The organism is Haloarcula sp. MBLA0138 (genome assembly GCF_055632455.1).
Genome location: NZ_CM145746.1, coordinates 2702165 through 2713674, shown reverse-complemented (window position 1 = coordinate 2713674; position 11510 = coordinate 2702165). Strand labels below are relative to the sequence as shown.

Below are 11510 nucleotides of genomic sequence, written 5' to 3'. Positions count from 1 at the left end.
GAGCCGGCGGACGGCGGCGGGCGTCGGCGTGGGCCCGAGAGAGTGGGATCGCCCGGATTTGAACCGGGGGTACGGGCACCCAAGGCCCGAAGGTTACCAAGCTACCCCACGATCCCGTATAGGACATCCCGCGGTCAGCGAGTAAAGGGTTTCGTTGCTCAGGCCGGGGCGAGCCCCCAGAAGTAGGCGATACCGAGCGTCGTGACGACGGCGAAGACGGCCTGCAGAGGCGCGCCGACCCGCAGGTAGTCGGTGAAGCGGTAGCCGCCGGGACCGTAGACCAGCAGGTTCGTCTGGTAGCCCACGGGCGTCATGAACGCCGTCGAGGCGGCGAAGGTCACGGCCAGCACGAACGCGAAGGCGTTGGCCTCCAGTTGCCGGGCGGCCTCGACGGCGACGGGAATCATCAACACGACGGAGGCGTTGTTCGAGATGACGTTGGTGAGGACGGCGGTGAGAACGTACATCCCGCCCAGCGCGACCACGGCCGGCAGGCCGGGCGCGGCCAACACGAACAGGTCCGCGAGCAGGTCCGCGCCGCCGGTGGCCTGCAGGGCGATACCCAGCGGGATGACGCCGGCCAGCAGGAAGACGACGTCCCACTGGACGGCGTCGTACAGCTCTTGGGGCCGGAGACAGCCGGTGGCGACCATCGCCAGCGCGCCGGCCAACGCCGAGACGACGATGTGGACCGGCGTCAGCGCGGCGATGCCGACGACAGCGGCGACGATGCCGACGGCGACGGGTATCTTCGAGCGCCGGAACTCCGGCTGGTGGACCTCCTGTGCGACGATGAAGTCGTTGTTGTCGTTGAGCCGGTCGATGCTGTCTGCCGTGGCCTGTACGAGCAGCGTGTCCCCGACCCGCAGGCTGACGCGGTCCATCCGCTGGCGGAACAGTTCCGGGCCGCGCCGGAGCGCGAGGACGGTGGCGTCGTAGCGCCGCCGGAAGTTCGACGACGAAAGCGTCTCGCTGACCAGCGACGAGCCCGGAGCGACGACCACCTCGACGAGGTTCTGGTCGCTGCTGGCCCGCTCCAGTTCCGCGTCGTCGACCTCGACCTCGGGCAGCACGTCCAGCCCGTCGGCGTCGAGTAAGTCGACGAGCGTGTCCCGGTCGGTCCGGACCGCGAACACGTCGCCGGCGCGTATCGTCTTCGGGTCCAGCGGTTCGAGGAACGTCCGGCCGTCCCGGACGAGCTGGACGAAATCGACGTCGAGGTCGGTCTCGGCGAGCGCCTCCCGGACCGTCTTCCCGACGACGGGGGAGTCCTCGCGGACGACGACCTCGGTGAGGTACTCACCCATCTCGAACTCGTCGGTGAGGTCCTCGCGGGCAGCGATGCGGCCGGGGACGAGCCATCGCCCCACGGTCAGGAGGTAGACAGTGCCGACGGCGGTGACGACGATACCCAGCTGCGTGAACTCGAACATCCCGAACGGGCGACCAAGCAGCTCCGCCGACAGCTGGGAGGCGAGGATGTTCGTCGAGGTGCCGATGAGCGTCAGCATCCCGCCGAACATCGAGGCATACGAGAGCGGGAGGAGGAGCTTCGACGGCGAGAGCCGCCCCTCGTGGGCGATGTCGGTCACCATCGGCAGGAGGATGGCGACGGCGGCGGTGTTGTTGATGAACCCGGAGATGGGCGCGACGAGGCCGACGGTCGCCCCCAACTGGCGGGACTCACTGTCGCCGGTCAGGGCCGACAGCTTCGCACCCAGCAGTTGGACGATGCCGGTCCGCTGGACGCCGTCCGAGAGGATGAACATCGCCAGCACGGTGATGGTCGCCGTCGAGGCAAATCCCGACAGCCCCTGTGTCAGCGGCGAGACGCCGTCGCCCGGCCGGTGGAGGACGTAGACCGGCCCGGCCAGCAACCCCGCGTCGGCGACGGCGGTGGTCACCGGCTCGACGAGCATCAGCGCGACCATGACGCCGATGGCGGTCACGTCGACGGGGACGACCTCCGTGGCGAACATCACCAGCGCGACGAGGATAAGCACGAAGACGAACGCCATCGCCGGCGTGACGGGTGGCAGCGACACACCACCGTCTCCACGGGGGCACAGTAAAAAGGGTTGAGTCTCAGTCCGGCGGCGACTCGCCGAGGTCCGACAGTAGCGCCTCGTAGCTCCGGGCGAACACCGGGGCGGTGCGCAGCGAGTTCGACGCGACCCGGAAGACCGGCACCGCGAGCGCGTCCGTGGACTGTCCCACCACGACCGCCGCGGGGTGGTCGGTGTCGGTGGTCCACTCGCCGTCCAACTCGCGGACCAACACCTCGCCGAAGTAGCCGCCCAGTTCCGTCACGACGCTGGTGAAGACCTCGTCGTCGAAGGTGTCCTCGGAGCCGAAGGTGGCGTCGGTAAAGCGGTCGTCGGCCCACTGGGTCGCCACGAGGTCGTCCAACCGCGACAGCGACGGCGGCGCGAAGTCGAGGTCGTACTCGTCCCAGAACGACGCGAACTCCACCGCCGGCTCGGCGTACTGCGACCGGACCGGGTCAGACAGGGGTTGGGCCGGCGCTGTGCCGTCGTCGGCCGTCGGTTCGGAGTCGTCCGCTATCGGTTCGGGTTCGTCGGCTGCCGGCTCGGAGCCGTCCCCCATCGGCGCTGTCGTGGCCCCGCCGACTTCCGACGGGGCCGGTGCTACGGCGTCGGCGGGCGCGGCGTCCGCGGTCGGTGCGTCTCCGCTGCCGTCGTCACCGTCGGCCTCGTCCCGTTCCGCGGGTTCCACTTCCTCGTCGCCACCCGGTTCGGTCGGTACGTCCGGGTCGTCGTCGTCCCGGAGCGAGTCGGCTGTGCCGTCGGCCGTCGCGTCGGCCTCGGGGTCGTCGCCCGCCGTCAACGCGGCTTCGCGCTCGGCCTCGTCGGCCGCAGCTTCCACCGGCGTGTCCGTCGCCGCCTGTCCGTCCTGTGTCCCGTCGGCCGAGTCACCGTCCCCGAGCGAGTCGCCCGCCGTCGGCTCGTCGCTCGTCTCACCCGGTGGCCGCTCGACGCGCCGCACGACGCGTTCGGGTTCCCTCGCCGGCTCCGCCGGGTCGGCGTCCAGCCCGTCGCCGTCGGTCACGCGGCTGACGACCCGGGTCGGTTCGGTCCCGGTCGGCGGCCCGTCGTCGGGCGACCCGACCCGCCGGACGACTCGAACCGGCTCCGGCGGTTCGGGGTCCGCGGGTGTCTCCAGCCGCCGCACCGCGCGGGTCGGCTCCCGGTCGTCGACCCCGGACGCCTCGTCGGGAGTGTCGGAAACCGTCTCGTCGGGAGTGTCGGCGACCGTTCCGTCGGGCGTCTCGACGCGTCGAACCACGCGCGTCGGGTCGGCGTCCAGCCCGTCGCCCGCTCGCTCCGGCGCGGCGGTTGCCTCGGAGCGGGGTTCGGGTCGGTCGGTCGCATCCGTCTCGTCGTCCGTATCGTCACCGTCGCTCGCCTCGCGCCCGCCGTCCGGCGAATCGAGTGCCAACTTCGATTCGAGCCGGTCGGCGACGGCGGCAAACAGCGGCCGGTCGGCGAACGACTGGGCCGCCACGTCGAAGGCGGCGACGGTAATCTCGCCGCGGTCGCCCGAGACCGTGACCCCCCAGCCGTCGTCGAACGTCCACTCGCCGTCGTACTCGCGGACCAGCACCTCCCCGAGGTAGCTCCCGAACCGGATTGTCTGTCGAGTGTAGGCCGTGTCGCCGCCGGCGTCGGGCGCGGCCGCGCCGTCGCCGCGGCGCTCGATGGCGGTGTCGAGGCGGGCCAGCGAGTCCGTCGAAAACGAGAGCGGGTCGGCCGCCGCGACGACCCGTTCGGCGCGGTCCCGGAAGTCCGCGGGGCCGAGCGCGGAACTGTCGGTCAGTGACGGGGCGTCGCTCCGCTGGGCGGCGGTGTCCCCTTCGGCGCGCCCGTCGTCCGAGCGGGGTGCGGGCTCCGGGTCCGGCGCGTCCGCGGCGTCCTCGTCCCGGCCGACGGCGCGGCGGATGGTGTCGAACAGCCCCATGGGAACCGGATGTACGTCCCCCCACATGAATGTACGCCTGAGTTGGCAGGTGTGAGCCTACTCCTCCTCGCGCAGTTCCATCTCGGCGACTATCTCGTAGGGGTCCAGCCCCTTGCGGACGCCGTCGAGCAGTTGGAAGGCCTCGTCGGGGGCGAGGAAGTGCCGCGTGACCGCCCGGCCAAGCGGCGTCGGTTCGAGGCCGTCGATGAAGTCGTACTCCAGTAGCTTCCCCAGCGCGTGTTTCGTCGGCACCTCGCCGACCATCCGGTCGTTGAGCGCCTTCGCGCGGGTACCGGCGACGGTGACGTTCGCCAGCGTCTCCTCGACGGCCGCACCCTCGTCGTAGCGGGTGATGACCGGTTCCATCTCCCCTTTCAGCAGCGTGAACGCCACCTCGTCCTCGGTCATTTCCATGCTGTTGTGGTACGAGCAGTCCGGTTCGACCAGCAGGTACACCGTCCCCTTGTCGTGGTAGTCCGGACGGCCAGCGCGGCCCAGCATCTGCTCGAACTCCTGTACGGAGAGCCACTCGATACCCATCGCCAGCGAGTCGAAGACGACCTGCGAGGCCGGGAAGTCGACGCCGGCGGCCAGCGCGGCGGTGGTCACGACCGCCGCGAGGTCCTGGTCGGCGAACTGCTGTTCGACCCGCTTGCGGCGCTTGTTGTCCAGCCCGGCGTGGTACGGCGCGGCGTCGTACTCCAGCTTCCGAGATATCTCGTGACACCGCCGCCGGGAGTTGGTGAAGACGATGGTCTGGCCACGGTACCCCTTGCTCGATTTCGCGTCGAACGCCCGCCGGACGAGCCGGTTCTCGATGTCGACTTTCTCCTGTCCGTCGGCGAAGGTGACGTGGCGCTCGATGGGGACCGGCCGCTCCTCGAACTCGACGAGCTGTGCGCCGAGCTTCCGGGCCAGTTGCCCGGGGTTACCGACCGTCGCCGAGAGGTATATCCACTGGGTGTCGCCGCCCCCGTCGCCGTCGTGGCGCGAGGCCGCGGTCGTCCCGCGCTCGCAGTAGTGTTTCAGCCGCGAGACGAGGCCGTCGAGCCGGTGGCCCCGCTCGTCCTCGCCGAGCGTGTGGACCTCGTCGATGACGACGGTCCCGATGTCCCCGAGGTCCTTCCCGGTCCGAAGGGCGTGGTCGATACCCTCGTACGTCCCGACGATGATGTCGGCATCGGGGTCGAAGCGGCCCCCCTCGTCGGCGATTCGGCTGGCCCCCACCCGAAGCGACACGTCGGCCACGTCGCCGTAGCGCTCCTCGAAGGAGTCGTACTTCTGGTTCGCCAGCGCCACCAGCGGGACCAGAAAGAGCATCTTCCCCTGTCCGTTGAGCACGCGGTCCAGCCCGGCCATCTCGCCGACCAGCGTCTTCCCGGTCGCCGTCGCCGAGACGATGAGCTGGTCGCGCCCGTCGGTCGCGCCGTGGTCGACGGCGAGGCTCTGGACGGGCAACAGCGTGTCGAACCGGGCTTCGAGGCGCTCTTGGATGCCGGGGTGGAGGCTCAGCGACGCCGTCGGGACGAGGTCGATGTCGTCGACGGTGGCCGATATCTCGTCGAACTTCGTCAGGTCGGGGTCGAGTTCGCCCGACAGGAGGTTCGTGATGCGTTCGAGGTCCTGCACGTCGAGGAGGAGCTCCTCGAGGCGGTCCCGGGCGTCGCCGGTGATTCCCCCCTCGAAGGCGAGCTGACGGTCCAGTTCCTCGCGGGCGCAGTCCGGGCAGATGGACTCGCCGTCGGCCTCGATTGCCGTCTCGCTCGTGACCGGCGAGTACCGGCCGCTATCGGCACAGAACCGACAGGTCCGGACCACCTTCGCGTCCAGTTGGTAGGCGTCGAGCAGCTCCCGGGCCCGGTCGCGGGCGCGTGAACCGGTCTGTTCGGAGATGCGGATGCGGGCCGCGCGTCTGGCGAGCTCCACGAACTGGTCGGGCGAGCGCAGGTCCTCGCTCGTGCCGTCCTTGATACGGAGCCGGCGGGGACGAGGCCCGGCGTCGGTCTCCTTCAGTTCGAGGACGGCGTGGAACAGCCGGTCGCCGTCGCGCTGGGCGACGACGCGGAACTCCTCGCCGTGTTCGTGGAGGAAGAGCGTCTCCACCTGTGCGGCCTGCTGAGACACGCCTGTACGTACGCCGGGGCGGCTACTTCAGTTGCTCGGAGTCGGCTACGGGGGCGGGAACGACAGCCGACCCGCGGCGGGCTTAAGACCGTGCCGCGAGTAGGGCGGGTATGCGCCGGTTCCGCATCGGGAGCGCCTTCGGCATCCCCATCAAGCTGGACCTGACCTTCCTGCTGGTGTTGCCGCTGTTCGCGTGGATAATCGGCTCACAGGTCGGCCAGACGGCGACGCTGCTCAACGACACCCTCGGGGCCGGGCTCGACCCGGCGACGCTACCCGGCGGGAGTGGCGTCTGGGCGCTGGGCGTCGTCGCCGCGCTTGGCCTGTTCGCCGGCGTCGTCCTCCACGAACTCGGCCACTCGCTGGTCGCCATCCGCTATGGCTACCCCATCGACTCCATCACGCTCTGGCTGTTCGGCGGCATCGCACAGCTCACCGACACCCCGGAGGACTGGAAACAGGAACTGGCTATCGCCATCGCCGGCCCGGTCGTCAGCGTCGCGCTCGGCGCGCTCTCGTTCGCCGCCTTCGCCGTCCTCCCACCGACCGAGACCGTCGTCGTGGAGGGGGTGCGGTTCGTCCTCGCCTATCTCGCCCTGATGAACGTCGCGCTGGCGGTGTTCAACATGCTCCCGGGGTTCCCCATGGACGGCGGGCGGGTCCTCCGAGCGCTGCTCGCCCGCACCCGCCCGTTCGCGCAGGCGACCAAGATAGCCGCCGAGGTCGGCAAGGTCTTCGCCGTCTTCCTCGGCCTCTTCGGGCTGTTCGTCCTCGGGAACCTCTTTCTGGCCGGACTGGCCTTCTTCATCTACATCGGGGCTGAGGGCGAGTCCCGGCAGACGACGATGCGGGCCGCCTTCGAGGGCGTCAGCGTCCGGGACGTGATGACGCCGGCCGACCGCGTCACGACCGTCTCGCCGGGCCTCTCCGTCCGGGAACTCGTCCAGACGATGTTCGCCGAGCGCCACACCGGCTACCCGGTCGAGCGCGACGGCGAAGTCGTCGGCCTCGTCACGCTCGAAGACGCCCGCGCGGTCCGGGACGTGGAGCGGGACGCCTACACCGTCGGCGACGTGATGACCACCGAGATCGTCACCGTCGCCCCAGAGACGCCCGTGATGGACGCCCTCGACGGCCTCCAGAGCAACTCCGTCGGCCGCCTGCTGGTCACCGGCGTCGACGGGGAGTTCCTCGGGCTGTTGACCCGCACCGACATCATGACCGCCCTCTCCATCATCAAATCGAGCGGCGGGTACGGACCCCGAGAGAACGCCGACGGGCAGACCCTCCGCCCGGAGTCCTAGCGGGTCGCTACGCCCCGGAATCGCTTTGACGGGAGTGCCTGTGAATCCAGCACCCGTCCGAACACCCGAATCGTTCGATTTCGGACGGTAGAAAGTATGAGGTCCGGGCGCGGGAATTGAACCCGCCTCTTAGCCACCACAAGGCTAAAGGATGCCACTACCCCAGCCCGGACACGCCTGCTGAGGCGTTTTGACGTATCCCGCTGGAACTCATATACGTTACGACTCCACGCGCGCTTCGAGACGCTTTTACACGCCACGGGCCTACGAGCGGGCACGCGTGGCTATCACGGACAAGATATACGTCAAGAACCACCGGCAGCTCGCCTCCCAGTTGGAGACGAGCTTCCCGAAGGGGGCGTTCAAGGGGGCGACGCTCGACCTCCTCTTTCAGGGGGAGGGGCTGGCGAAACTCGACGACGCCTCCCGCGAGCGGGTGCTCGACTTCGCGGAGGACTTCATGGACTGTGACTGCGAGGCCGCACCCCACTGTGGCTGTCCCGAGCGGAAGTTCGTCGCGTACCTGCTGGAACTGCGCGAGCAGGGGCTGGGACCGGACGCCATCGTGGACGTGATGAGCGACGACTACATGCTGTACGCCTACCCCGGCGACGTACTCTCCTTCCTCGACGACTCCGTGCGGACGCTGGAGGCCGTCGAGACGCTCGCCGACGTAGACGGGCGCGACGACGTGGCCGACGAGGTGCGCGAGCGCCGTCGCCGTCTGGTCTGAGCCGGGCCGGCAACCGGCAACGGGCCAGCGTGATAGCGACTGTCACCGAACTTCGAGACAGATTTAGATGGTTTTGTAAAGAGTCTCGAACCCTCTCGTAGCGTTACGACGGTGGCACGAACCGGCGTAAAACGTCGGGAAACGGGGCCGGTTCGGGTGAACGGACGTGAATCGGTGCTAGCCGTCGGGGGTTTATATGCAGGTACGGGTCCATCCGTCGAACACGCGAACCACCATGTCCACCGCAGACCGTTCCCTCCCACGACCCTCCGCCGCCGCGACCGCGCGAGGGGTGCTGACCGGTGCCCTCGCCCGCTGCGCGGCGCTCGTTCGGGGTATCGCGTTCTGGCTGACCATCCCGCTGCCGGCGGTCATCGTCGGGGCGCTCCTGACCGGCGTCGTCGTCTCGGCACCGCTGGCGGTCGCCGGGCTCGTCGTCCTGAACGTCCTGTGTGCGACGGCCGGCCGGAACCACTCCCCACGCGTATGACCGGAGCGGTGCTTCGGCCCGGAGCACCCGGACAGCGCCACGGCAAGTCGGCGCTGTTCTGCCCGGGCTGTGACCACGCTAGCCCCGTCGACGGCGACTGGGTCGTCGAACGCGGTGCCGACGACCGTCGGCTGCGCTGTCCCCGGTGTACCGAACTCGTCACAACGCGACCCCGAAACCGCCGGTCGGAGCGGCGATAGCGGCCTACAAGTCGTCGAAGCTGCCGATGCGGTAGGACGCGTCTTCCTCCTCTCCCTCGTCTAAGTCTTCGAGGTGGATGACCTCGTCTTGGTCCATCTCGTCGAGTTGCTGGCGGAGTTTCGTGACGTAGCGCTTGTGCTCTTCGAGCTGTTCGCGGAGGTGTTCGGCTTCGAGTTCCAGCCGCTCGTGTTCGCGGATGAAGCTCTTTGGCACCTCGACTTTCGGCGGGAAGCTCTCGGCGCTGCTCTCCTCGGCGGCGTCTTCGAGTTCGTGCTCCGGGGCGACCTGCACCTGTCCGTCGTGGGCGACGAGCGTGTCGACGTAGTCGCGGAAGACCGCCGACAGCGAGATGTCGCGTTCCTCCGCTATCTCCCGGAGCGTCTCGAACTTGTCCTCGCTGACGCGAAAGGAGATAGTCTTGTTTTTGTTGCCCATATTATGCCATAGTGGTCGCTCCTCGTATTTAATCGTTTGTCAGACGCTCGCACGCCGCCGCGGACGGTGAAAGAAACGACCGACTTTACTCCCCGGGGGTCGGGGACGCGGACATGGAGGCACACCACTACGGCCTGACGGTCGCGGACCTCGACCGCGCCGTCGCGTTCTACCGCGACGCGCTCGGACTCGACGTACTGACGCGTTTCTCCGTCGGCGGTGACGCGTTCGAAACCGCCGTCGGCGTCGACGGTGCGAGCGCCGACTTCGTCCACTTGGACGCCGACGGCGCGCGGGTCGAACTCGTCAGCTACGCCCCCGAAGGCGACGCGCGCTCGGACCCGGCGCTGAACGAACCGGGCGCGACGCATCTGGGGCTCTCCGTCGACGATGTCGACGCCGTCTACGAGGGGCTCCCCGACGACGTACCGACGGTCAGCGAACCGCGAACGACCGAGAGTGGGACGCGAATCCTGTTCGTCGAGGACCCCGAGGGGAACCTCGTCGAACTACTGGAGGCGTAGCGAGGGCGTCAGTCGGCGCTGGCGGCCTGTTCGTCCTGCAGACTCTCCAGTGCGCCGACGACGGACTGCCGGTAGTTCTCGACGGGGCGGTCGTACTCCTCGTGGGCCATCGCGACGTACTCGTCGGTCGCGGGGTCGTCGGCCTCGCTGTCGGCGAACCGCTGGATGCGTTCGAGCGTGCGCTCGGCGGTCTCGGCGACCCAGCGGTCCCGCGTGGCCTCGTCGACCTCGGAGATGGACTCCGGGCGGACGGAGACGTTCACGTCGCCCTCGTCGGTCTCGTAGGTTCGCGGTTTGCCGACGACGGCGACGTAGGCTGGGGGTTCCAGTTCGCGCAGCATCGACGCCGCGTCGGGCTGGTACTGGCCGGCGTACATGAAGAACGTGTCACCGTTGGGGTCGACCACGCGACCCTGCCAGTACTCGCTGTCCTCGCCGACGTCTTCGGTCTCGGTCAGCGTCCCGACGAGGAACACGCGGTTGGCGCGCTGGCCGGTCGGCAACAGCACGTAGACCGGGGCGCGGTCGTCGTCGGACTCCTTGAACGTGTAGCTCGCGTCGTTGAACTCGCTGGCGAAGACGCGCCGGGCGACTTCGCGGGTGGGTGTACTCACCATTATATCGACCTCGCTTTGATGAGAACCTCGTCGGTGTCTACGGCCCCGGTGAGCCGTTCCTGTTCGTCGGCGAGCACGTAGCGCCCGAAGGTCGGGCCGCGGACGCGGTAGTAGCGCCCGAGGATGCCCTCGGCCATCTCGTCGGCCACGACGGTCGTGTCCAGCGCGTCCATCGCCATCTCCTTGGCCTCGGCCAGCGAGATGCCGGTGAGTTGCTCGGTCGCCTCCTCGTCGAAGATGACCTCCGTCACCTCTTCGCCGTCGTCGAGAACGCCCTTGATGCGGAGGTCGAACTCGCCCTCGACCTCGCCGTGTTCGCTACAGCGGCCGTTCTGGAGGACGCGCGTGCAGTCGTCTTCCGGGCAGCGCTTGATGAGGCCCGAGCCCGACTGGATGTCGACCAGCGCGCCCTCGACTACGATGTCGTCGTCGCCGACCTCTATCTCCTCGTCGAGTTCCTCGATAGTCGTCGTGCGGTTGAGCTTCACGGAGAAGCGGCCCTGATACTCGTCGGTGACGACGTTTCGCAGGGCGTAGGAGTTGCCTTCGGCGAGTTCGGGGAGGTCGGACTTGGACCACTTGGTGAACTTCACCGTCCCCGTCTCGTCGCCCAGTAGACCGACCTGTGCGACGGCGTCGGCGCGTGGCTCCCAGAGTTCGACCACTGTGACGCGGAGGTCGATCCACTCCTCGGGCGCGTCGATGTCGGCCACGTCGACCAGTTCGTTGCCGCCGCCGCCGGCGAGGTCGTCGCGGTCCATCCCGGCCTCGTCGAGGTAAGTGTTGACGACGCTACGGCGGGCTTCGCTCGCGGGAACTTTGTACTCGTTGACCAGCGTGTCGAGTCGCTCGACGATGTCGTCGACGTCGACCTCTAGCTGGTCGGCAAACTGCTCGTGTATCTCTTCGGCGTGGGTACGCAAATCGTCTGTCATTGGCGTTCACTGTCTCCGCCTTGTTTTCGATGGGAGACAGTCGACGGTTGGCCCCCATCGGACATAAACCCTCGCGTGGCGGGGTGGAAGTGAAACCCCGGGCGAGCGGCCGACAACCGCCGACGAGCGGGCCACGGCGACGGCCGTGTCGCGGGGAGCGCGGGAAGAT

General features: G+C 68.7%; 11 protein-coding genes and 1 tRNA gene. 5 read left to right on the top strand and 7 right to left on the bottom strand.

The window, feature by feature from the left end:
• Nucleotides 1–43 precede the first annotated feature (43 nt).
• The 4 genes from ACV7JO_RS14460 to ACV7JO_RS14445 all read right to left on the bottom strand — a co-directional run bounded on the left by ACV7JO_RS14460 (nt 44) and on the right by ACV7JO_RS14445 (nt 6102).
• Nucleotides 44–116, bottom strand: a tRNA-Pro gene (locus ACV7JO_RS14460).
• Between the two features lie 42 nt (nt 117–158).
• Entirely contained in the window at nt 159–2018 is a 1860-nt protein-coding gene (locus ACV7JO_RS14455; RefSeq protein WP_470355788.1) for an SLC13 family permease, read from the bottom strand.
• A 67-nt stretch (nt 2019–2085) separates the two neighbouring features.
• A complete protein-coding gene (locus tag ACV7JO_RS14450; protein ID WP_470354114.1) occupies nt 2086–3978 on the bottom strand; it encodes a DNA polymerase III subunit gamma/tau domain-containing protein in 1893 nt (630 codons plus the stop codon).
• Nucleotides 3979–4035: 57 nt separating this feature from the next.
• Nucleotides 4036–6102 carry a DEAD/DEAH box helicase gene (locus ACV7JO_RS14445; RefSeq protein WP_470354113.1) on the bottom strand — a complete coding sequence of 689 codons (2067 nt, stop codon included), beginning with the start codon at nt 6100–6102 and terminating at the stop codon, nt 4036–4038.
• 110 nt (nt 6103–6212) lie between these two features.
• Between ACV7JO_RS14445 and ACV7JO_RS14440 the strand changes: the two genes are divergently transcribed.
• The 4 genes from ACV7JO_RS14440 (at nt 6213) to ACV7JO_RS14425 (ending at nt 8829) form a co-directional block, all read left to right on the top strand.
• The gene (locus tag ACV7JO_RS14440) at nt 6213–7406 is read left to right on the top strand and encodes a site-2 protease family protein (protein ID WP_470354112.1); all 1194 of its coding nucleotides are present in this window, start codon (nt 6213–6215) and stop codon (nt 7404–7406) included.
• Nucleotides 7407–7686: 280 nt separating this feature from the next.
• On the top strand, nt 7687–8139 hold the full coding sequence (locus ACV7JO_RS14435) for a DUF5814 domain-containing protein (RefSeq protein WP_470354111.1): 453 nt from the start codon (nt 7687–7689) through the stop codon (nt 8137–8139).
• Nucleotides 8140–8431: 292 nt separating this feature from the next.
• Nucleotides 8432–8629, top strand: coding sequence for a DUF8028 family protein (locus tag ACV7JO_RS14430; RefSeq protein WP_470354110.1), 198 nt, complete (start codon nt 8432–8434; stop codon nt 8627–8629).
• The gene (locus ACV7JO_RS14425; RefSeq protein WP_470354109.1) at nt 8626–8829 is read left to right on the top strand and encodes a DUF8106 domain-containing protein; all 204 of its coding nucleotides are present in this window, start codon (nt 8626–8628) and stop codon (nt 8827–8829) included. Before ACV7JO_RS14430 ends, ACV7JO_RS14425 begins: the two co-directional genes overlap by 4 nt.
• A gap of 4 nt (nt 8830–8833) precedes the next feature.
• Here ACV7JO_RS14425 and ACV7JO_RS14420 read toward each other — a convergent pair whose 3' ends face one another.
• A complete protein-coding gene (locus ACV7JO_RS14420) occupies nt 8834–9265 on the bottom strand; it encodes a DUF8146 domain-containing protein (protein ID WP_470354108.1) in 432 nt (143 codons plus the stop codon).
• A 113-nt stretch (nt 9266–9378) separates the two neighbouring features.
• Between ACV7JO_RS14420 and ACV7JO_RS14415 the strand changes: the two genes are divergently transcribed.
• On the top strand, nt 9379–9789 hold the full coding sequence (locus tag ACV7JO_RS14415) for a VOC family protein (protein WP_470354107.1): 411 nt from the start codon (nt 9379–9381) through the stop codon (nt 9787–9789).
• An 8-nt stretch (nt 9790–9797) separates the two neighbouring features.
• On the opposite strand, the gene ACV7JO_RS14410 is transcribed toward ACV7JO_RS14415, so the two are convergent.
• Nucleotides 9798–10406, bottom strand: a complete 609-nt coding sequence (locus tag ACV7JO_RS14410) for an RPA family protein (protein ID WP_470354106.1) — start codon at nt 10404–10406, stop codon at nt 9798–9800.
• A complete protein-coding gene (locus tag ACV7JO_RS14405) occupies nt 10406–11341 on the bottom strand; it encodes a replication factor A (RefSeq protein WP_470354105.1) in 936 nt (311 codons plus the stop codon). The genes ACV7JO_RS14410 and ACV7JO_RS14405 overlap by 1 nt, the downstream gene beginning before the upstream one ends.
• Nucleotides 11342–11510: the final 169 nt, after the last annotated feature.